This window comes from Streptomyces sp. NPDC058620, from assembly GCF_042717135.1.
Lineage (GTDB): Bacteria > Actinomycetota > Actinomycetes > Streptomycetales > Streptomycetaceae > Streptomyces.
Window position 1 is genome coordinate 16,040 of the sequence record NZ_JBHXQO010000059.1, and the last position, 21,748, is coordinate 37,787.

The 21,748-nt window shown below is 70.3% G+C and carries 14 protein-coding genes; 7 read left to right on the top strand and 7 right to left on the bottom strand.

From position 1 onward, the window contains the following. Positions 1–27: 27 nt before the first annotated feature. From ACFWSK_RS31960 to glgX, 3 genes are all read right to left on the bottom strand, one after another. Positions 28–1,899 carry an ABC transporter ATP-binding protein gene (locus ACFWSK_RS31960; protein ID WP_383793881.1) on the bottom strand — a complete coding sequence of 624 codons (1,872 nt, stop codon included), beginning with the start codon at positions 1,897–1,899 and terminating at the stop codon, positions 28–30. After that, entirely contained in the window at positions 1,896–3,728 is a 1,833-nt protein-coding gene (locus ACFWSK_RS31965; RefSeq protein WP_383793884.1) for an ABC transporter ATP-binding protein, read from the bottom strand. Before ACFWSK_RS31965 ends, ACFWSK_RS31960 begins: the two co-directional genes overlap by 4 nt. Positions 3,729–3,832: 104 nt before the next feature. Next, positions 3,833–6,172 carry a glycogen debranching protein GlgX gene (gene glgX / locus ACFWSK_RS31970; RefSeq protein WP_383793887.1) on the bottom strand — a complete coding sequence of 780 codons (2,340 nt, stop codon included), beginning with the start codon at positions 6,170–6,172 and terminating at the stop codon, positions 3,833–3,835. A gap of 154 nt (positions 6,173–6,326) precedes the next feature. Here glgX and ACFWSK_RS31975 point away from each other — a divergent pair, with 154 nt between their 5' ends. The 4 genes from ACFWSK_RS31975 (at position 6,327) to ACFWSK_RS31990 (ending at position 10,623) form a co-directional block, all read left to right on the top strand. Next, on the top strand, positions 6,327–7,553 hold the full coding sequence (locus ACFWSK_RS31975; protein ID WP_383793891.1) for an Ig-like domain-containing protein: 1,227 nt from the start codon (positions 6,327–6,329) through the stop codon (positions 7,551–7,553). Between the two features lie 197 nt (positions 7,554–7,750). After that, positions 7,751–9,004, top strand: coding sequence for an Ig-like domain-containing protein (locus tag ACFWSK_RS31980; RefSeq protein WP_383793894.1), 1,254 nt, complete (start codon positions 7,751–7,753; stop codon positions 9,002–9,004). A gap of 84 nt (positions 9,005–9,088) precedes the next feature. Continuing rightward, positions 9,089–9,856 (top strand): enoyl-CoA hydratase/isomerase family protein, encoded by a 768-nt coding sequence (locus ACFWSK_RS31985; protein WP_383793897.1) that lies wholly within the window; start codon positions 9,089–9,091, stop codon positions 9,854–9,856. A 251-nt stretch (positions 9,857–10,107) separates the two neighbouring features. Then, entirely contained in the window at positions 10,108–10,623 is a 516-nt protein-coding gene (locus ACFWSK_RS31990; protein WP_383793900.1) for an ATP-binding protein, read from the top strand. Between the two features lie 341 nt (positions 10,624–10,964). On the opposite strand, the gene ACFWSK_RS31995 is transcribed toward ACFWSK_RS31990, so the two are convergent. Then, positions 10,965–11,615: a GNAT family N-acetyltransferase gene (locus tag ACFWSK_RS31995; protein WP_383793903.1), complete on the bottom strand. Its 651-nt coding sequence runs from the start codon at positions 11,613–11,615 to the stop codon at positions 10,965–10,967. Between the two features lie 140 nt (positions 11,616–11,755). On the opposite strand from ACFWSK_RS31995, the gene ACFWSK_RS32000 reads away from it, so the two are divergent. Next, positions 11,756–11,971 (top strand): EF-hand domain-containing protein, encoded by a 216-nt coding sequence (locus tag ACFWSK_RS32000; RefSeq protein WP_382727670.1) that lies wholly within the window; start codon positions 11,756–11,758, stop codon positions 11,969–11,971. A gap of 58 nt (positions 11,972–12,029) precedes the next feature. Here ACFWSK_RS32000 and ACFWSK_RS32005 read toward each other — a convergent pair whose 3' ends face one another. From ACFWSK_RS32005 to ACFWSK_RS32015, 3 genes are all read right to left on the bottom strand, one after another. Continuing rightward, on the bottom strand, positions 12,030–13,508 hold the full coding sequence (locus ACFWSK_RS32005; protein ID WP_383793906.1) for a carboxylesterase/lipase family protein: 1,479 nt from the start codon (positions 13,506–13,508) through the stop codon (positions 12,030–12,032). 195 nt (positions 13,509–13,703) lie between these two features. Further along, positions 13,704–14,681 carry a terpene synthase family protein gene (locus ACFWSK_RS32010; RefSeq protein WP_383793917.1) on the bottom strand — a complete coding sequence of 326 codons (978 nt, stop codon included), beginning with the start codon at positions 14,679–14,681 and terminating at the stop codon, positions 13,704–13,706. Between the two features lie 455 nt (positions 14,682–15,136). Further along, on the bottom strand, positions 15,137–16,267 hold the full coding sequence (locus tag ACFWSK_RS32015) for a lytic polysaccharide monooxygenase (protein ID WP_383793909.1): 1,131 nt from the start codon (positions 16,265–16,267) through the stop codon (positions 15,137–15,139). 1,007 nt (positions 16,268–17,274) lie between these two features. Between ACFWSK_RS32015 and ACFWSK_RS32020 the strand changes: the two genes are divergently transcribed. Both ACFWSK_RS32020 and ACFWSK_RS32025 read left to right on the top strand, forming a co-directional pair. Beyond that, positions 17,275–19,902 carry a glycoside hydrolase family 9 protein gene (locus ACFWSK_RS32020; RefSeq protein WP_383793912.1) on the top strand — a complete coding sequence of 876 codons (2,628 nt, stop codon included), beginning with the start codon at positions 17,275–17,277 and terminating at the stop codon, positions 19,900–19,902. 70 nt (positions 19,903–19,972) lie between these two features. Beyond that, a complete protein-coding gene (locus ACFWSK_RS32025; protein WP_383793914.1) occupies positions 19,973–21,346 on the top strand; it encodes a cellulase family glycosylhydrolase in 1,374 nt (457 codons plus the stop codon). Positions 21,347–21,748: the final 402 nt, after the last annotated feature.

Sequence of the window (21,748 nt, forward strand, 5' to 3'; positions counted from 1 at the left end):
CCGGCCTCGGGCCGGGTCCGGCCCGGGTCAGGCCAGGCTCTCCCGCCAGGCCCTGTGCAGCCCGGCGAACCGGCCCGTGCCGCCAATGAGGTTGGCTGGGGACCCGTCCTCCACGATCCGGCCGTGCTCCATCACCAGCACCCGGTCCGCGATCTCCACGGTCGACAGCCGGTGCGCGATCACCACCGCCGTACGGCCGTGCAGCACCGTGTCCATCGCCTGCTGGACCGCGCGCTCGCCCGGGATGTCCAGGGAGCTCGTCGCCTCGTCGAGGATCAGCACCGCAGGGTCGGCGAGCAGGGCGCGGGCGAACGCGACGAGCTGGCGCTGGCCCGCGGAGATCCGGCCGCCCCGCTTCCGTACGTCCGTGTCGTAGCCGTCGGGCAGGCTGCTGATGAAGTCGTGCGCGCCGATGGCCTTCGCCGCGCGCTCGATCTCCCCGGGCGTCGCGTCCGGCCGGCCGATCGCGATGTTCTCGGCGACCGTCCCGGAGAACAGGAACGCCTCCTGGGTCACCATCACCACGCCCCGCCGCAGCTCGGCGGTCGCGAGGTCCCGCAGATCGGTGCCGTCCAGCAGGACCCGGCCCTCGGTCGGATCGTAGAAACGGGCCAGCAGCTTCGCCAGCGTCGACTTCCCCGCGCCCGTCGAACCGACCACGGCGACGGTCTGCCCGGCCGGCACCGTCAGATCGAAACGGGGCAGGACCTCGCCGCCCGTGCGGTAGGCGAAGCGCACGCCGTCGAAGGTCACCTCCCGGCCCGGGTGTTCACCGGTCAGGGCCGGGAGCTCCTTCGGATCGGTCGTCTCGGGGACCGTGGGCGTCTGCGCCAGCAGGCCCGCGATCTTGTCCAGCGAGGCGGCGGCGGACTGATAGGAGTTCAGGAACATCCCGAGCCGGTCGATGGGGTCGTAGAGCCGCCGCAGGTACAGCACGGCCGCGGCCAGCACCCCGAGGGCGAGCGTCCCGGACGCCACGCGGTAGGCGCCCCACAGCACCATCGCCGCCACCGCCGTGTTGGCGACCAGCCGGGAGCCGATGACGTAGCGCGCCATCTCCAGCATCGCGTCGCCGTTCGACCGCTCGTGACGGTGGTTGAGCACCGCGAAGTCCGCGTCGTTGCCCCGCTCCCGGCGGAACGCCTGGACCGGACGGATCCCGTTCATCGTCTCGGCGAACTTGACGATGACCGAGGCGATCGCCGTGGACCGGACGGCGAACGCCTTCCCCGCCCGCCGCTGGTACAGGCGCACCAGCAGATACAGAGGTACGAAGGAGAGCACCGCGATCGATCCCATGGCCGGGTCCAGCCAGAGCAGCAGCACGGAGATGGACACGAACGACAGGATCACGCCGATCAGTTCCTGGAGCCCCTCGCTCAGCAGCTCCCGCAGCGACTCCACATCCGTGGTCGAACGCGAGATCAGCCGCCCGGAGGTGTAGCGCTCGTGGAAGTCCACGCTCAGCGCCTGGGCGTGGCGGAAGATCCGGCCGCGCAGATCGAGCAGGACGTCCTGGTTGATCCGCGCGGAGCCCCTGATGAACGCGTACTGGAGGATTCCCGCTCCGAGCGAACAGAGCGCGTATCCGGCGGCCACGGCGACCAGCGGCCCGTAGTCGTGGTCGCGGAACGCGGGTACGCCAGTGTCGATGGCGTACGCCACCAGGAGCGGCCCCGCCTGGACGGCCGCCTGCTGGAGCACCAGGAACAGCGCGGCCACCCACACCCGGCCGCGCAGCGGACGCAGCAGGGAGACGAGCAGCGCACGGGTCGCGCCACGCGGCGCGGGCAGGGCGTCCCGGTCGAACGGATCACCGGCCGGTCCAGCCCGCCCCGGCTCCTCGGGCGGCAGGCCCTCGCCGGCGAGAGCGGGTCCGTCGGTCGTGGCACTGGTCATCGGGTGCTGCCCTCCTCGGCAGTGGCGTCCTCGGGGGCGGCCGGAGCGTCCTGCGGGAGCTCCGGCTCCGCCGCACCCGACATCAGCCAGGCGTACTCGGCGTTGGTGCGCAGCAGTTCCTGATGCGTGCCGACGGCGCTGATCCGGCCTTCGGAGAGCAGCGCCACCCGGTCGGCGAGCATCACGGTCGACGGGCGGTGCGCCACGACCACGGCGGTCGTCCGCTCCAGCACCTGCCGCAGCGCCGCCTCGACGAGCGTCTCCGTGTGCACGTCCAGGGCGGAGAGCGGGTCGTCCAGCACCAGGAAGCGGGGACGGCCGACGACGGCACGGGCCAGCGCGAGACGCTGCCGCTGACCGCCGGAGAGGCTGAGCCCCTGCTCACCGACCTGGGTGTCCAGACCGTGCGGAAGGCCGTACACGAAGTCGGCCTGCGCGACGGAGAGGGCGCGGCGCAGCTCCTCCTCGCCCGCCCCTTCGGCGCCCATCAGCACGTTCTCGCCGACGGTCGCGGAGAAGAGGGTCGGCTCCTCGAACGCCACCGACACCAGCTCGCGCAGCCGCGGCCGCGCCATACCGGCGATGTCCTCGCCGTCCAGCATGATCCGGCCCGCGGTCACCTCGTGCAGCCGGGGGACGAGCGCGGTGAGCGTCGTCTTCCCCGAACCCGTGGCGCCGACCAGGGCCATCGTCTCGCCGGGGCGGATACGCAGATCGATATGCGCGAGTACGGGCGCGGAACCGGGCTCGGCGTCGGGATACCGGAACTCCACGCCTTCGAAGACCATGCCGGGCTCGTCGGTCTCACGGCCACGGCCGTCCCCGTCGGCGCCGCGCTCCTCCGCCACGTCCATGACCTCGAAGTACCGCTCGGTCGCGGTCGCCGACTCCTGGCTCATCGCCAGCAGGAATCCGATCGACTCGACCGGCCAGCGCAGCGCGAGGGCCGTCGACAGGAAGGCCACGAGCGTGCCCGCGGAGAGCGCGCCGTCGGCCACCTGGACCGTGCCGAGCACCAGCGCCGCACCGATCGCCAGCTCCGGAATGGTGGTGATGAGGGCCCAGATCCCGGCGAGCAGCCTGGCCTTGCCCAGTTCCGTACCGCGCAGCCGCTGCGAGAGCTCGCGGAAGGCCAGGGCCTGGCTGCGGTGCCGGCCGAAGCCCTTGACGATCCGGATGCCGAGCACGCTCTCCTCGACGACCGTCGTCAGATCACCCACCTGGTCCTGGGCCTTGCGCGCCACCACGGAGTACTTCGTCTCGAAGAGCGAGCAGAGGATCACCAGCGGCACGGCGGGTGCGAGCAGCACCAGACCGAGCGACCACTCCTGGTCGAACAGGATGATGAAACCGACCAGGATCGTGGTCGCGTTGACCACCAGGAAGGTCAGCGGGAAGGCCAGGAACATCCGCAGCAGCATCAGGTCCGTGGTCCCGCGCGAGAGCAGCTGCCCCGACGGCCAGCGGTCGTGGAAGGCCACGGGCAGCCGTTGCAGATGCCGGTAGAGGTCGGCGCGCATCGACGCCTCGACCCCCGCGAGCGGCCGCGCCACGAGCCACCGGCGCAGGCCGAAGAGCCCCGCCTCGGCGATCCCGAGCAGCAGCAGGTACAGCGCCCCCAGCCACACGCCGCCGGGGTCACGGCCGGCGACCGGACCGTCCACCATCCACTTCAGTACGAGCGGGATCACGAGCCCGAGGCAAGAGGCCAGGATCGCCACGAACGCCGCGCTGAACAGCCGGACGCGGATGGGACGGACATAGGGCCACAGGCGCAGCAACGAGCGCACGGCGGACCGGTCCGTGTGCTCTGCAAGTGTTTCGGGCATCAGAAGCGAGCCTACGGTTCACCACTGACATCTCTCATGTCCTTTTCGCGCCGCATCCGGTCCGCGCGCCGCCGCGCGGGGGCGCCCGTCCGCCCTTCGCGGCGTCACGCAGCCACCCGCAGCAGCAGCACCGCCCGTCCCGGCACCGTCAGGACCGTGCCGCCCGGGTGCAGGGTTCCCGGGGCGGCCGACTGGTCCTCCAGCGAAGTGTCCAGAACCAGTTCGTACGTCGTCGCCCAGGGCGGTCCCGGGAGCGTGAAACCGGTCGGCCCGTCGCCCGCGTGGAGGATCGTCAGGAAGCTGTCGTCGGTCACCTGTTCGCCGCGGGCGTCCCGGCCCGGGATGTCCCGCCCGGACAGGTACAGGCCGAGTGTCGCCGCGGGCGCGTACCAGTCCTGCTCCGTCATCTCCCTGCCCTCACGGGTGAACCACGCCAGGTCGCGCAGACCGTCCGGCGCCTGCGCGCGGCCCGAGAAGAAGGCCCGCCGCCGCAGGACCGGGTGGGTGTGGCGCAGGGCGAGTACCCGGGCGGTCAGCTCGGTCAGCCCGCGCCACTCCGGCTGGTCCAGCAGCGACCAGTCCAGCCAGCTGACCTCGTTGTCCTGGCAGTACGCGTTGTTGTTGCCCCCTTGCGTACGGCCCATCTCGTCGCCCGCCACCAGCATCGGGACACCGGTCGACAGGAGCAGCGTGGTGAGGAGGTTACGCAGCTGGCGGCGGCGCAGCGCGTTGATGCCGGGATCGTCCGTCTCGCCCTCGGCTCCGCCGTTCCAGGCGCGGTTGTCGTGCGTACCGTCGCGGTTGCCCTCGCCGTTCTCCTCGTTGTGCTTCTGCTCGTAACTGACCAGGTCGCGCAGGGTGAAGCCGTCGTGCGCCGTCACGAAGTTGACCGAGGCGTACGGCCGTCGGCCGCCCCAGGCGTACAGGTCGCTGGAGCCGGTCAGCCGGTAGCCGAGGTCCCGGACGTCGGGCAGGGCGCCGCGCCAGAAGTCGCGCACGGCATCGCGGTAGCGGTCGTTCCACTCGGTCCAGAGCGGGGGGAACGCGCCGACCTGGTAGCCGCCGTTGCCGACGTCCCACGGCTCGGCGATCAGTTTGACCCGGCGCAGCACCGGGTCCTGGGCGATCACCGCGAGGAACGGGGACAGCATGTCGACGTCGTGCATGGAGCGGGCGAGCGCCGCCGCCAGGTCGAAGCGGAATCCGTCGACGCCCATCTCCGTCACCCAGTACCGCAGCGAGTCGGTGATCAGCCGCAGGACCTGCGGCTGAACCACGTGCAGGGTGTTTCCGCAGCCGGTGTAGTCCGCGTATCTGCGGGCGTCGGCCTGGAGGCGGTAGTAGCCGCGGTTGTCGATGCCGCGCAGCGACAGCATCGGGCCCAGCTCGCCCGCCTCCGCCGTGTGGTTGTAGACCACGTCGAGGATCACCTCGATCCCGGCGTCGTGCAGGGCGTGCACCATCCGCTTGAACTCGCCGACCTGCTGGCCCGCGGTGCCGCTCGCCGAGTAGTCGGCGTGCGGGGCGAAGTAGCCGATGGAGTTGTAGCCCCAGTAGTTGTGCAGCCCCCGCCGCAGCAGATGGTCCTCGTGCGCGAACTGGTGCACCGGCAGCAGCTCGACCGCCGTCACCCCGAGCCGCTGCAGATGGCCGATGGCCGCCGGATGGGCGAGGCCGGCGTACGTACCGCGCAGCTCCGGGGGGATGTCCGGGTGGAGTTCGGTGAAGCCGCGCACGTGGAGTTCGTAGATGACGGAGTCCGCCCAGGGCGTCTTGGGACGCCGGTCCTCCACCCAGTCGTCGTCGTCATGGACGACGACACCCTTGGGGACGAACGGGGCCGAGTCGCGGTCGTCGCGCACCGTGTCCGCGACGTGCTGCTGCGGCCAGTCGCGCACATGGCCGTACACCTCCGACGGCAGGGTGAAGGAGCCGTCCACCGCCCGTGCGTACGGGTCGAGGAGCAGCTTCGCCGCGTTCCAGCGGGCGCCGGTCCACGGGTCCCAGCGGCCGTGCACCCGGTAGCCGTAGCGCGTGCCGGGCCGGACACCCGGCACGAAGCCGTGCCAGATCTCGTGGGTCAGCTCGGTCAGCGGGCAGCGCGTCTCGTTGTCCTGTTCGTCGAAGAGGCAGAGGTCGACCGACTCCGCCCCGCCCGCCCAGAGCGCGAAGTTCGTCCCCGCCACTCCGTCCGGGCCCACCCGGAAGCGGGCACCGAGCGGCATGGGAGCCCCCGGCCATACGGGTGGTGTGGGGGATGCGCCGCGAACGGCTACGGCCCCGGCACGGTGGCCGTTCGCCACCGGGGCGACGGGCGCTTCCCCGGGGGCCGTGACGGGGTCCGTGACCTCCGGGGCCCGGTCGGTCCCAGGGCCCCCTGAATCCCCTTGCACCGCCTTCCCGACCGGCTCCTGCACTGTCTCCTGCTCGGCTGCGCTCGACACCTCTCAGCCTCCCGCGGCTCGTTCGGACCGGCACCGGCGAGGGAGCTCACGACGTCCCGGCCGCGGCCTTCCCGATGGGGTCCTTCCCTCTGTTCTGCCCAGGGCGGGCCCCGCACTCACGTTTCCCCCGAGCGGCCCTGATCGTTGGGGGTGCGTGAACCACGAAGCGAAAAGGGCACGGGCGGGTTCGGCCGCCGTGCTGACATGGGCAGGACTGCTCACCGTGCTGGCCGTACTGACCGGCTGCACCGACGGAAGGCCGGTCATCGGAGGGGGCAAGCCCCGCACGCACCTCGACGCGATCCGGATCTCCCCGCAGGACGGTGCCAGAAACGTCGGCCCGGGGACCCGGATCGAGGTGAAGGTCCCCGACGGGCGGCTGGAGAGGGTGAAGGTGACCCGGATTGAGGACGCCCAGCGGGAGGTGATCGCGGGCCGGATCTCGCAGGACGGGCTTTCCTGGGCCCCCGCGAGCGGCGCCGGCCGGCTCGCTCTCGCCTCGAAGTACAGCGTCGAGGCGGTGGCCGTGGACGCCGCGGGCCGCCGCTCGGCACGCAACACCGACTTCACCACGGTGGTTCCCGAGCACCGCTTCATCGGGTACTTCAAGCCGGAGAACCGCTCGACGGTGGGCACCGGGATGATCGTGTCCTTCTCCTTCAACCGCCCCATCCGCAACCGCGCGGCCGTGGAGAAGGCCATCCGGGTCACCGCGGAGCCGGCGGTGGAGGTGGTGGGCCACTGGTTCGGCAAGGACCGGCTCGACTTCCGTCCCGCGAGGTACTGGAAACCGGGCACCGAGGTCACCGTGGACGTGGGACTGCGCGATGTGGAGGGCGCGCCCGGGGTGTTCGGGAGCCAGCGGAAGAGGGTCGGCTTCACGGTCGGCCGTTCGCAGGTGTCCCTGGTCGACGCGGCCGAGCACACCATGGAGGTACGCCGTGACGGCGACCTGATCAGCACCGTGCCGATCACGGCGGGCGCCCCGAAGACGACCACGTACAACGGAAAGATGGTGGTCACGGAGTTGCACGAGGTGACCCGGATGAACGGTGACACCGTCGGATTCGGCGGTGAGTACGACATCAAGGACGTTCCGCACGCCATCCGGCTCACCGAGTCCGGCACCTTCCTGCACGGCAACTACTGGGCCCCGTCCGACACCTTCGGCTCCCTCAACACCAGCCACGGCTGCATCGGCCTGCGCGATGTGAAGGGGGGCAGCGGGGCGACCCCGGGCGGCTGGTTCTTCGACCGGACCCTCATCGGCGATGTGGTCGAGGTGGTCAACTCCCGCGACAAGAAGGTCGCACCCGACAACGGTCTCAGCGGCTGGAACCTCGGCTGGAGGGCGTGGAAGGCGGGCTCCGCCCTGCGCTGACACACGGCCCGCCCCCGGCTCCGCCGCACCCCGCGCCACCTGCGCATGTCCCCGGACAAGTTGGGACTGAACGGTGACATCCGTAAGGGAGCACTCCCCGCTTCCGGTGTGATTATCTAGCGCCGGGCGTGCATGTTCAGCGCGCGGGGGTGCGGGTTCCGGCGGGTCGCCGGGCCGTGCGAGGGGAGACAACCACATTGAACGGGCAGCCCATATGGGGGGCATCGGCCGGAACGGGCGGCGGACGGCGCGGGCGCGGGGGGTCCGGACTCCTGGCTCTGGTTCTGGGTGCGCTGCTGTTGCTGGTCACCGCCTGCGGCGGGGACGCGGCCGGGAGCGGGAACGAGCCCAGGAAGAACGACGGGCCGAAGGCAGCCGACACGAGCGCCTCGCAGGCGGTCGTGACCATCGCGCCGGAGGACGGCGCGGACTCCGTGGCGACGAGCGGAGCACTGAAGGTCTCGGCGGCCAAGGGCAAGCTGAGCTCGGTGAAGGTCGCCGACCCCAAGGGCAACGAGGTCGAGGGCAAGATCGCGGCGGACGGGGCGAGCTGGGTCCCGGACCGGCATCTGGCCGCGGCGACGAAGTACGCGGTGCACGCGGTCGCCAAGGACGCCGAGGGGCGTGAGTCGGCGAAGGACACCACGTTCACCACGCTCGTTCCGCGGAACACCTTCATCGGGCAGTACACGCCGGAGGACGGTTCGACCGTCGGCGTCGGCATGCCGGTGTCGATCCACTTCACCCGGGGGATCACCGACCCGGACGCCGTGGAGAACGCGATCCGGGTGACGGCCGATCCGCCCGTGGAGGTGGCGGGCCACTGGTTCGGCAACGACCGGCTCGACTTCCGCCCGGAGAAGTACTGGGCGGCGGGCACCAAGGTGACCGTGCGGCTCGACCTCGACGGTGTCGAGGGGCGGCCTGGGGTCTACGGCAAGCAGGCCAAGACGGTCTCGTTCACCATCGGCCGCAGCCAGGTCTCCACGGTCGACGCCGGTACCCACCGGATGAAGGTGGTCAGGGACGGCAAGCAGATCAAGGACATCCCGATCTCCGCGGGCGCCCCGGCGACGACCACGTACAACGGTCAGATGGTCATCAGCGAGAAGCTGAAGGTGACCCGGATGAACGGTGACACCGTCGGCTTCGGCGGCGAGTACGACATCAAGGACGTGCCGCACGCGATGCGCCTGTCCACCTCGGGCACCTTCATCCACGGCAACTACTGGGGCGGCTCGGGCATCTTCGGCACGACCAACACGAGCCACGGCTGTGTCGGTCTGCGCGACGTGCGCGGCGGATACGACGGCCAGACCCCGGCCGCCTGGTTCTTCGACCGGTCCCTCATCGGGGACGTGGTCATCGTGAAGAACTCCAAGGACAAGACGATCCAGCCGGAGAACGGCCTCAACGGCTGGAACATGGCCTGGTCGGAGTGGACCGCGTAGGTCCTTTCGTCCGACGGAGCGGGGCCGGTGCTGTGACCAACAGCACCGGCCCCGCTGTCGTTAGCGCCGGTTAACCTGCCTCCCATGACCGTAACCCTCGAAGTAAGCGACAACGTCGGTACGATCCGGCTGGACCGCCCGCCGATGAACGCCCTGGACGTCGCCACCCAGGACCGTCTGCGCGAGCTGGCGGAGGAGGCCACCCGCCGCGACGACGTGCGTGCCGTGATCCTCTACGGCGGCGAGAAGGTGTTCGCCGCCGGCGCGGACATCAAGGAGATGCAGGCGATGGACCACGCGGCCATGGTCGTGCGGTCCAAGGCGCTCCAGGACTCCTTCACCGCCGTCGCACGCATCCCCAAGCCCGTCGTCGCCGCCGTCACCGGCTACGCGCTCGGTGGTGGCTGCGAGCTGGCGCTCTGCGCCGACTTCCGGATCGCCGCGGACAACGCGAAGCTGGGCCAGCCGGAGATCCTGCTCGGCCTGATCCCGGGCGCCGGCGGCACGCAGCGGCTCGCCCGGCTGGTCGGCCCGTCCCGGGCCAAGGACCTCATCTTCACGGGCCGTCACGTGAAGGCGGAGGAGGCCCTCACGATCGGTCTGGTGGACCGGGTGGTGCCCGCGGCCGAGGTCTACGAGCAGGCGCACGCGTGGGCCGCGCGGCTGGCCCAGGGGCCGGCGCTGGCGCTGCGCGCCGCCAAGGAGGCCGTGGACGCGGGCCTGGGGACCGACATCGACACCGGGCTCACGATCGAGCGGAACTGGTTCGCAGGTCTGTTCGCCACCGAGGACCGGGAGCGCGGAATGCGCAGCTTCGTGGAGGAGGGCCCGGGCAAAGCCAAGTTCCTCTGACCGAACGCAAGTTGGGCACGGAGTGTCGTGCGTTCATCCATGCGGGCGGATTAGCTGGGCCTTAAGAGAACCTTAAGGCCCAGTAGCCCGACCGGTGCGGCACATCCCGCTTCGGAGGGTGTTTCCGCAGGTCAGGTGGGCCGTGTGAGCGGGCGCTCTGCCAGGGGCATATGCCTACCCGCACCTGCGGAACGGATGATTCCGGGGGAACGATTCCCCGGGAACGGCCCCGGGACCCGCTCCGTGCGGCCATGATGGTGGGCATGGCGGGCCTGGAGGGTGTGGAACAGCCGCGACCGCGCAGCAGCGCAACCGCGGCACGCTGGACATCGGCCGTTGAGGACGAACAGGCGTTCAAGGCGCTGGAGTTGTTCGGGAACCCGACGGAGGACGAGGTCCGGTTGCCCTCGCATCCGGAGTCCGCGGCGACCGCCCGCCGGCTCACCTCGGGCGTGGTGCTGCGGCAGTGGGCGCTCTCTCCGCTGATCGCCGAGCACGCGGTCCTGCTCGTCTCGGAACTCGTCGGCAACGCGGTCCGGCACACCGGTGCCCGGGTCTTCGGTCTGCGGATGCTGCGCCGCCGGGGCTGGATCCGGATCGAGGTGCGCGATCCCTCGCGCGGGCTGCCCTGTCTGATGCCCGTCCGGGAGATGGATATCAGTGGGCGCGGACTCTTCCTCGTCGACAAGCTCTCCGACCGGTGGGGAGTGGATCTCTTACCGCGCGGCAAGACCACCTGGTTCGAGATGCGGATCTCCGACCGCTGACCCGGCCCGGCTCTCGCCCCGCCTCTGCGTGCCCCCCCTTCCGTCATCGCGTCCGGACGCACAGAAGCCCCCGGTCAGCCGTTGTGCGGCGCGTCGGGGGCCTCTGTGGGGGGCCGTGAAATGGGGGGTGTGTTCACGGCCGCTATGGACGACCTGGCCCGGGTCAATGGGGGTCGTGGCAACGACTATGGCAGACCGGCGACCCTGGTGCCAAAGTCGCAATCCGGGCAAATGCTGACGCACATGCTCATTTTGCAAATAAATCGTAGGTGTGTTGGGTCACCCGCCTGGCTTTCGGTGCATAACCATGGGGGCGGTCGTGTAATTCATTGATCATCTGCTCAATGACCGGCCGTGAGCGGCGTCAGCAGTGCCTCGGCGCCCACCGGCCGGAAGCCGGCCGCCTGGAACGTACGCACGCTGCGGGCGTTCCCCGGCGACTGCTGGGCCCACACCACCGCGTCCGGCACCAGCCGCCGGGCCGCAAGGGCCAGCCACTCGCCGAGACGGCGGCCCCGCGCCGCCTCGTCCACCTCGATCCCGGCCTCCCAGCGCCCCGCCACCCCGCGGCCGAGGATCACCACCCCGCCGTCCGCCGCCCAGACGCGCACCTCGTCGCGGTACTTCCTCGCCCGCGCCACCCTCGGGTGGTCCGGATCGACGATCTCCCGCAGCCCGGGTTCCGGCCCGCCCGGCAGCGCGTCGGCCACCGTCAGCAGATCGATCGTGTTCATGCCGCGCCCGCTGCGGGCCATCAAGGTGCTCAGGAAGTACGGATGCATCGTCGCGGCCAGTGGATCGCCGGGTGTGGCCGCCAGCGTGGACCGCACCCACTCGGGGTCCTCGTCGGTGAACACCACCGAGTGCGCGGTGAGTGCCAGCACTCCGGCATCCCGCGCTCCCGGCTGCGCGACCACGGTCGTGGAGCCGTCCGGCGACGGGAACTCCCCGCGCGCCGCGGCCGCCAATACCCCCGCGAGTGCACTGGACATGACGGTCGACTCCTCGGTCAGCCCCCGGCCCGTCCCGCGGCGGGACCACCTCCATGATCGTTTACTGGCCGCCGCTCGGGCCACCGGATACGCCCGATAATCTGACCCCCGTCAGTGACGCATTACGAAGGGGCGGAACAGTGGCGGACATCGAGTCGGCACGCAAGGCATTCGACCGGTTCGACCAGAACGGCGACGGCCTCATAACGGCGAGCGAGTACAAGAGCGCGATGGCGCAGCTCGGCGACCCGTTCGTCACCGAGACGGTGGCGCAGGCGATCATCAACTCCAACGACGCGAACGGTGACGGTCTGCTCACCTTCGACGAGTTCTGGGCCGCGCAGAACAAGGCCTGACCGCCTGGAGGACCCCCGGCCGCAGGGCCGGGGGGCCGCCGGACGCGGCTCTCCCCCGTCAGCGGCGGTACGGGTCCCAGCCGCACAGTTCGTCCTGGCGTGGGGCGAGGACCACCGACGGCTCACCGGGGCCGAACGTCATCACCGGCCGGGTCGCGTCCCAGACCGGCCAGCCGGGATCGCCGGACGCCGCGAACCGTACCCACGCGCGGTGCATCGCGTCAGCCAGCCCCTGTGGGGCGTCGGGGCCGGTCAGGGCCATCGTGCCGGGCCGGTCCAGGGTGTCGAAGACGAAGCCGATCTCCAACGCGTGGCAGGCGCCGAGCCGCTGCACGGGGGAGGGCCAGCCGAACTCGTAGACATGGGTGGCGGCTCGCGCACCCGTGCGGCCGTCGGCCAGCCGGTTGAGCGGGACCCGCAGCAGCAGATCCGTCGCCAGGGCGCCGAGCAGCTCGCCGGGCGTGGCCCGGGGGCGGTTGCCGCGGTACGTACGGAGGGTGGCGCCCGGCACTCCGAACTTCCGCAGAGCAAGGCGCAGTCGGAGCCGTCCCAGCGTTGTCGTCAGTCCGCTGGGCACGAACCAGAGCCGGTACTCCTCGCTGTTCGCCCCCATCAGCAGATCGACGTCGTGGGCGGCCCCGTCGAGCAGGGCCTCGGCCGGATCGCGGGGCAGCAGCGCGCCGTCCACCACGATCTGGAAGGAGTTCCCGCCGGTCAGCGGGGAACCGCCGCTCGTCACCCCGGTCTGCGCGTCCAGCAGCCGCCCGGGGTCCACCGCGGCCAGCGCGACGGCCGTCGCCGGGACACCCAGACGTCTCGCGATCAGCTCCGTCGTGCGCCGCCCCGCCTCGGGGGAGAGTGCCGTGGGTCTGCCGCTCTGCAGCACCGCCCGCCGGAACAGGCCCGCCGACCGGGGCGCCGCGAGAAGCGCACCGATACTCACGGCTCCCGCCGACTCCCCGGCGGCCGTCACCCGGTCCGGATCGCCGCCGAACGCCGCGATGTTGTCCCGCACCCACTCCAGCGCCGCGAGCTGGTCGAGCAGCCCCCGGTTGGCGGGCGCGTCGGGGAGGACGCCGAACCCCTCGATGCCCAGGCGGTAGTTGACCGAGACGAGGACCACTCCGTCCCGGGCGAACGCTGCGCCGTCGTACACCGGAACGGCCGACGAGCCGTGCAGCAGCGAGCCGCCGTGGATCCAGACCAGGACGGGCAGCCCGCGCGCGCCGGCCGACGGCGTCCACACGTTCAGGTTGAGGCAGCCGTCGCCCGCCACCTCCGGGTCCGGCAGCAAGCGGTCCAGCGGCGGCGCGTACCCCCGTTTGGGTGCCGTCGGGCCGAACGCGACCGCGTCCCTGATCCCTTCCCACGGCTCGGGCGGTTCCGGAGCCCGGAAGCGCCGGGCGCCCACCGGCGCGGCCGCGTACGGAATGCCGCGGAACACCGTCACGCCCCGCTCGACGGTCCCGCGCACGGTGCCGTGGGCGGTGGCGACCAGTGGCGGAGTCTCCACCCGGGTCTCGGGCATGGTGCGCATCAGCCCTTTCGCAGGACGACGGCCGATGTGCCGCTTCGCTCCCCAGCAGATCACGACTTCGGGCGGCCGGCCGTCTGCGACAGCACGCTCCGTCGACGTCAGGAGCCCCGGTCCGACCGCCACCTGCCGATCGGACCGGAACGAATCGAACGCGACCGGATCTGACCGCTTCCGACTGTCCGGCTGCCGGTGCCGTCAGGCTGCGAAGTACCCGGACATCGCTTCCCGTTCGTCGAGCTCCAGCAGATCGGGACGGGTGTACCGCTCCGCCCGTGCGTGGTAGTCGAAATCGCCCCGGACGAGTCCGCGATAGTCCTGGACGCAGCGCTCCAGGGCGGCCTTGGTTCCGCCGTCGATACCCGCCGCGTATATTTCCTCGGCAAGTTCCCTTTCAGCCCGCTGTACGCGCTCGGCGATGCGGGCCAGCTGAATTCCAGCCTCGTCGACCGCTTCCTGGAGTGTGCATCTGCGGTCCCGCTGAATGAGCCGGACGGCGTTGTGCTCGTAACCGAGCAGAGCCTCCTTCTCGAAGGAGCAGATGTCGTTGCAGAGGCCAGAATGGTCGGTCACCGCGTTGCGCAGTGCGATATACGCGGGAAGACTGCGGGCGGACTCCGGGAGGTCGATTCCCGCCGTGATCTCGTGCAGATCGAGGAAGGGCTGCATCGCCACCGAGTCCCGGCGGTGCTTCATGAAGTCGGCCCGGCTCGGCACCTGTCCGGCGGCCCGTTCGACGGCCTCCGCGTAGTACGTCCACAGCCAGGCGACGGTGTCCCGGCGGAACTGGCGGATCCAGCGCTGAGAACGGTCCTGGCAGGTTCGCCACCGCAGCCCGTCGAGCGCCCGATCCATCGGGCCGTGCGGCACGGCGCCGTCCAGCACGTCCACGAGGCGGGCGATCGCCTCCTCGCACATCCGCGGGTCGCGTCCGGCGGGGCCGTCGTCGAACTCGTCGTCCACCAGGAAGGCCCAGAAGAGCCATTGGCAGAAGAGGTCGAGATGTTTCTGCGATGCGGACGGAAAGATGAGAGATATCCAGAGTTCCGGCCGCGTTCTCAGCATCTTCTTCCTGGCCACCGGTGACAGCAGGAGATCATTGGCTTCCGCCCACTCCCAGGCGGCCTTCCTCGTCAGCTCCATGCCTGGATTGCACCCTGCGCTCTGGAACGGCATATGAAACGCCGGCAACACAATCTGGCTCATTGGTGCCCCTCGTCGAGACGATGCGGATGAACGATACGAACGGGGAATTGATCGAATTCACGCATCGGTGCCGGCTCGTCGGCGAGAGGGTGCTCCAGGCGCATCGGTCCGGGCCAGAGGGGCGCCGTACGAGGTAGGACGGTCATCGCGGTCCTCTTCCCTCCGCCGGGCGCCCGGGGCACGGAGCCGTATGCGCGAGCTGTCGGGACCACTCGCGTCACCTTGCGTTACCTCCAGTGAACCCTTTGACGACGGCTGACGGAAGCGGTTTGTGACCGAAACTGCTTGATCGTCAGGAACACCTGAACGTTTCTGAGCATTCGGGTAACTCCTGTGACCCTACGCCGAGTTGGGGCGGGGACGTGTCCGTACACGACAGCGCCGGCTCCCGCACATGCGGGAACCGGCGCTGCTTCCCTCAGTGGCTACGGAGTGACGCAGCCGATCGAGCCGACCGGAAAGTTGTTGCCGGCCGATGTCGCCGTGAACCCGAAGGTGACGCTGCCATCCGGCTGGATGGTCCGGTTGTAGTCGAGGTTCCTGACGGTGAGCGTGCCATCGGACCCCGTGGTCAGCGCACCGTTCCACACGCTGCTGACCTGGGTGCCCGCGCCGGGTGTCCACTTCACGGCCCAGCCCTCGCGCGCCGTCGTGCCGTGGTTCATGACCTCGACGGAACCCTGGAAGCCGCCGCTCCAGGAGTTGGTCACGGTGTAGACGGCCATGCATCCGGTGTGCGGGTCGGATGGCGTCGGTGTCGGCGTCGGTGTCGGCGTGGGCGTCGGCGTGGGCGTCGGCGTGGGTGTAGGCGTGGGGCCCGGAGTCGGAGTACCGCCCGAGCCGCGGATGCCGGTCACCTCGCCGTTTCCGCCGTCGAAGACGACGTCGGAGCAGGAGAAGAAGTTCTCCTGGCTGTCCGAGCGAACCCACTGGATGAACATCACCGCGTCACCCGAACGGCCCGATGGCAGGTTCAGATTCCAGTAGTAGTGGCCGCCGTCCGTGCCCGGCGAGCCTGTCTGCGGCGGGTTGGTGACGGTCTCGATCAGCTCCAGGTCGTCCCAGCCCAGTTCGGTGCTGGGGGAGTAGCCGGGCTTGGACAGGTACACCCGGAACGAGCCCGGGTGCGCCGCCCAGTTGCTGTGCTTGACCTGGATGGTCTTCCCTGACGTCAGGTGCGTCCGAGGCCAGTCGGCGCGGGCTGCGTTGTAACCGGTGAAGTTGTACGGTGACCGGTCACCGGCGCTGCACAGCTTTCCGTCCGGGACGTAACCCGCTCCTCGCCCACCCGCGTTGGAGTCGAGCACGGCGAACCAGTTGTACAGCGCGGTCGCGCCGCTCTCGTTGAGCGCGGCCCTGCACGCCGGGTTGGTCGGGTCCAGGGCGCCGGTGCTGGTCTTGGCGTCCAGCCAGCAGAGGTAGGTACGCGATCCCGGCGTCATTGTCACGCCGTGCGCCTGGGCGTTGCCCTGGCCCATTAACGTCAGGGCGATCCCGCCGAGCAGCGTCGCGAGCACCGCCGCCAGGGAAACAAGTTGCTTCTTGCGTCGAGCCATGGTGTCTCCTGTGCCTGTGTGGGGATTGTCTTCCGGTGGGGTCTGTCTCCTGCGGTCACCGTCCGGTGATGGAACCCTCGCCCTTCCGGGGAAGGCGCCCGCCTGACGGGCGAGGAGTCTGGGTGGCGTGCGTGGACCAGGAGCACGGTGCGCCGCAGGCGGACCAGTCGTACGTGGTTCCCGTTCCGGCTGGATGACGCCGGTGTCCTCGGCGGCGGCGGCGCAGGCGCGTCAGGCCCTGGCGCCGGGCGCGCCGGCGTCCCGGGGACGTGGTAACGGGCGGTCACTTGGGCGGATACGGCCGCTGTGATGCCGGAGTTGACGATGCGCGGGCGGACGTAGGGCGCTGCGCACCGCGAGGCGACGCTCGCCGGTCGGCGGTGCGGTGGGGCGGGCGCCGGATGGTGTGCGGATCAGATCGCGCGAAGCCGGTGCCGTTGAGGCCGGACCCGGACGGCTGGGCCAACGCGCCGCTGCAGGCGCCCCGGAGGCCGGACGTCCGGCCGGTCCCTTGCCACGATCCGGGCGTGGCGCGCGAGGACGGTCGCCGTCACGGCCCCGGAGGTCGGGCCGGCCGCGGCGGGAGCGATGAGCAGCGCGCTGAGCAGGCTGCGCACGGTACTGGGGCCTTGTGGTAGCGCTCGCATGCGGGGCCTCTCTGGGAGGATGACCGGATGGGCGATCAGGGAATCGGGAGCGCCCGTCTCACATGTCTGGGAGCGCTCCCACTTTTTGGTTCGTAGGGGACTGTAAGTGTTTCGCCGTGTCCCTGACAACCCATCAGGAACAGAATGTGACGAACGGATTCCGCCGAGGAAGGTCCGGGTCGGTGAATGCTGTCCAACAGCTTGACGGCGTGTCTCGCGACCCACGAGATTGGGAGCGCTCCCACTTACGTTCCGCCCCACCGGACGCAACGCCGGTGTTCCAGTCACTGCGTGCCTTTCCCCTCCCGTAAGGACTTCGGTGTGCCGCGACATCAGCCTCTCCCTCCCCGCCTGTCCCGTATGTTCCGCCGATCGGGCCGCTCCAGACGTGCGCGTCTGTTACTGGGCGTGGCGGCCACCGCCGGGCTGCTGGCCGGCGGCCTTGTAGCACCCGCAGGCGCGGCGGAACCCGCCGACGAGGCCCCCGAGGTCATCGTCAACGGGGACTTCTCCACGGGCACCGCCCCCTGGTGGTCGACGGCCAACAGCCCCGTCGCAGTCTCGGACGGACGCCTCTGCGCCGACGTACCCGCAGGCACGGCCAATGCCTGGGACGCCATCGTCGGGCAGAGCGGGCTCGCCCTCACCGCCGGCGAGGGATACACCCTGAGCTACACGGCGACGTCCACCGTGCCGGTCACCATTCGCGCCAACGTGCAGAGGGCGACCGAACCGTGGACCACGGAACTCGCCACCGCGCAGCCGGTCGGGACGACCGCCGAACGCGTCACCGAGACCTTCACGGCCGGAGCCGACCACGAGGCCGCACAACTCGTGTTCCAGATCGGGGGCGGCGCCGAGGCGCTCACCTTCTGCGTCGACGACGTCTCGCTGCGCGGCGGGACCGCGCCACCGCCGTACGAACCGGACACCGGATCGCCGGTCCGGGTCAACCAGGTCGGATACCTGACCCACGGCCCCAAGGGCGGCACGTTCGTCACCGGGGAGACCGGCCCGCAGGCCTGGACGCTCGACTCGGCCGACGGGACGCGCCTGGCAGGCGGCACCACCACTCCCGCGAGCGTGGACACCGCTTCGCGGCAACACGTCCACACCTTCGACTTCAGCGCGGTGACCACGCCGGGGGAGGGCTACACCGTCACGGTCGCGGGGGAGAAGAGTGAGCCGTTCGCCATCGGCGACGACCTCTACGCGTCGCTGCGCACCGACGCGCTCGCGTACTTCCACCACAACCGCAGCGGCATCGAGATCGACGCGGACATCGTGGGCGAGCAGTACGCGCGGCCGGCCGGTCACTTGGGCGTGAGTCCCAATCAGGGCGACAACGACGTGCCCTGCCAGCCGGGCGTCTGCGACTACCGCCTCGACGCGGCGGGGGGCTGGTACGACGCCGGTGACCACGGCAAATACGTCGTCAACGGTGGAATATCCGTCGCCCAGTTGATGTCCACGTTCGAACGGACCCTGTACGAGGAGAACGCCGACGCCGGGCCGCTCGGTGACGGTGCGCTCAGGCTGCCGGAGCACGGCAACGCCACTCCCGACATCCTCGACGAGGCCCGCTGGGAGCTGGAGTTCCTGATGAGGATGCAGGTGCCCGCGGGGAAGCCGCTGGCCGGTATGGCCCACCACAAGCTGCACGACAAGGAGTGGACGGGGCTGCCGACCCGGCCGGACCGTGACCCCCAGCCCCGGGAACTGCATCCGCCCACCACGGCGGCCACCCTCAACCTGGCGGCCACGGCCGCCCAGTGCGCCCGCCTCTTCCAGGTCTACGACGCGGGCTTCGCCACACAGTGCCGGGAAGCCGCGCGGACGGCGTGGACGGCGGCCAAGGCCCACCCGGACATCCTCGCCGACCCCCAGGACGGCACGGGCGGCGGTGCCTACAACGACAACGACGTGCGGGACGAGTTCTACTGGGCGGCGGCGGAGCTCTTCCTCACCACCGGCGAGGACGCGTACCGCCAGGAAGTCCTCCGCTCCCCGCTGCACGGCGACACCGACGCCGTCTTCCCGCGCGGCGGCATGTCCTGGGGGTCGGTCGCCGGGCTCGGCGCCCTGAACCTCTCGACCGTGCCGGGAAAGCTGTCCGCCGACCAGCTCACCACGGTGCGCGGCATGGTCACCGAAGCCGCCGACGGATACGCGGCCGACTCGGCCCGGGCCGCGTACGGCCTTCCGTATGCGCCCGACGACGGGCACTTCGTCTGGGGCTCGAACAGCCAGGTCGCCAACAACATGGTCGTCCTCGGCTCGGCGCACGACCTGACCGGCAGAACCGCCTACCGTGACGCAGTACTGCGCGGAATGGACTACCTGCTGGGCCGCAACGCGCTGAACCAGTCCTACATCACCGGATACGGCGAGCGGGACTCACGCAACCAGCACCACCGGTTCTGGGCCAACCAGCTCGACCCGGCCCTGCCGCATCCCGCCCCGGGGTCCCTGGCCGGCGGCCCGAACGACGCCATCCAGGACCCGGTCGCGCAAGCCGAACTGCGGGGCTGCGCACCGTCGATGTGCTACATCGACGACATCGAGTCCTGGTCCACGAACGAGATCACCATCAACTGGAACGCCCCGCTCGCCTGGGTCGCGTCCTACGTGGACGACCTGGGCAGCGGCGCTCCGGCGAGGGCCCGGTGCGAGGTCACCTACACCTCGCACCGCTGGGACGGTGGCTTCACCACTCAGGTCGTGGTGAAGAACACCGGCGCCCTGACCATCAGACCCTGGCGGCTCGACTGGACGTTCGCCGACCAGCAGCGGGTGACCGACACATGGGGCGCCGACGTTCGGCAGAGCGGTCCCAGGACCAGCGCCGAAGCGCTGGGCTGGAACCTCACTCTCGCCCCCGGCGGGACGGTGCGGTTCGGCTTCAACGGCCGGTCCACCGGCCTCGTGAACGACCCGAGGGCCTTCAGGCTGAACGACCGGGCCTGCGGGACGACATCAGGACGATGAGCGGCCGACCCGGACACGGGCCCGTGCCGAGGCCGGCGTGTCGTTCCCACTGCGTACGAGGAGGAATGCTGTGAAACGCCTTCTGGCACTACTGGCGACCTGCGCGACGATCCTGGGCCTCACAGCCCTGTTCAGCCCCCAGGCGGTGGCTGCCGCCGGATGCAAGGTCGAGTACACGGTCACCAGCCAGTGGCACGGCGGCTTCCAGGCCGGAGTGAAGATCACCAACCTCGGTGAACCCGTCACCGGGTGGACGCTCAAGTTCGCCATGCCGGACGCAGGGCAGAAGCTCGTCCAGGGCTGGAACGCCACGTGGTCGCAGTCCGGTTCCGCGGTCACCACCGTCGGCCTCGACTGGAACCGCACGCTGGCCACCGGTGCGGCGGCCGACATCGGATTCACGGGCTCCTTCACGGGCGCCAATCCGAAACCCACGGCGTTCACGCTCAACGGCGTCGCCTGTACCGGCTCCGTCGACGAGACCCCGCCGCCCGGCCCGGGCGGCGGAACCCCCCTGGACATCAACGGACAGGTTCAGGTCTGCGGCGTGAACCTGTGCAACCAGTACAACCGCCCCATACAGCTGCGGGGGATGAGTACGCACGGCATCCAGTGGTTCAGTAAGTGCTACAACGGCGCGTCCGTGGACGCGCTGGCGAAGGACTGGAAGTCGGACCTGCTGCGCGTCGCCATGTACGTACAGGAGAGCGGCTACGAGACCGACCCGGCGGGCTTCACCAGCCGTGTGAACGGCCTCGTCGACATGGCCGAGGCGCGTGGCATGTACGCAATGATCGATTTCCACACCCTGACGCCGGGCGACCCGAACCACAACCTCGACCGCGCGAAGACTTTCTTCGCGTCCGTCGCGGCCCGCAACGCCGGCAAGAAGAACGTGATCTACGAGATCGCCAACGAGCCCAACGGCGTGAGCTGGACGGCCATCAAGAGCTACGCCGAACAGGTCATCCCGGTGATCCGGGCCGCCGACCCGGACGCCGTCGTCATCGTCGGCACCCGCGGCTGGTCCTCGCTGGGGGTCTCGGACGGCTCCAACGAGAGCGAGGTCGTCAGCAATCCCGTCAATGCCACCAACATCATGTACGCGTTCCACTTCTACGCCGCGAGCCACAAGGACGCCTACCGCACCACGCTGAGCCGGGCGGCTTCCCGGCTGCCGCTGTTCGTGACCGAGTTCGGCACGGTGAGCGCCACCGGCGGCGGAGCGATGGACCGGGCGAGCACCACGGCCTGGCTGGACCTGCTCGATCGGCTGAAGATCGGCTACGCGAACTGGACCTACTCCGACGCTTCCGAGAGCAGCGCGGCATTCCGGCCCGGCACCTGCGACGGCGGCGACTACAGCAGCAGCGGCGTGCTGACCGAATCGGGGGCGCTGCTCAAGAACCGGATCAGCACCCCCGACAGCTTCCCCACCAGCTGACCCGGGGCGGGGCTCCGGCCGGTCCGGAGCCCCCTCCGACTGTCCTGGGAGGTTCCAGGGACTTTCCCCTCAGCACTCGATGATGTTCACGGCGAGCCCGCCGCGCGCCGTCTCCTTGTACTTGACGGACATGTGGGCCGCTTTCGATTAAGGGTGTGACCTGCGGGTTTGGCACAGGCAGGTCCGACCGGCGTCACGTCAGGGACTTTTCAGGGACCTTCATGCCGACAGTTGCCTACAAAGATGTCCAGAGTACGTGCCGGTCAGCGGGTTGGTGGGGTGCCGGTGCGTCTCCCCCTACTGGTACTACTGAGATTGAACTCGTGAAGTCATAAGGGCTGACGAGGGGTGTCTGCCTGCGGTATCACGAGAGGATGAGGTATCCACAGGGTGGCGGGTTGA

Coding starts and splice junctions, on each gene's coding strand:
- ACFWSK_RS31960 (WP_383793881.1), bottom strand. CDS start 1,899: ATGACCAGTGCCACGACCGACGGACCCGCTCTCGCCGGCGAGGGCCTG.
- ACFWSK_RS31965 (WP_383793884.1), bottom strand. CDS start 3,728: ATGCCCGAAACACTTGCAGAGCACACGGACCGGTCCGCCGTGCGCTCG.
- ACFWSK_RS31985 (WP_383793897.1), top strand. CDS start 9,089: ATGACCGTAACCCTCGAAGTAAGCGACAACGTCGGTACGATCCGGCTG.
- ACFWSK_RS31990 (WP_383793900.1), top strand. CDS start 10,108: ATGATGGTGGGCATGGCGGGCCTGGAGGGTGTGGAACAGCCGCGACCG.
- ACFWSK_RS31995 (WP_383793903.1), bottom strand. CDS start 11,615: ATGTCCAGTGCACTCGCGGGGGTATTGGCGGCCGCGGCGCGCGGGGAG.
- ACFWSK_RS32005 (WP_383793906.1), bottom strand. CDS start 13,508: ATGCGCACCATGCCCGAGACCCGGGTGGAGACTCCGCCACTGGTCGCC.
- ACFWSK_RS32010 (WP_383793917.1), bottom strand. CDS start 14,681: ATGCCGTTCCAGAGCGCAGGGTGCAATCCAGGCATGGAGCTGACGAGG.
- ACFWSK_RS32015 (WP_383793909.1), bottom strand. CDS start 16,267: ATGGCTCGACGCAAGAAGCAACTTGTTTCCCTGGCGGCGGTGCTCGCG.
- ACFWSK_RS32020 (WP_383793912.1), top strand. CDS start 17,275: ATGTTCCGCCGATCGGGCCGCTCCAGACGTGCGCGTCTGTTACTGGGC.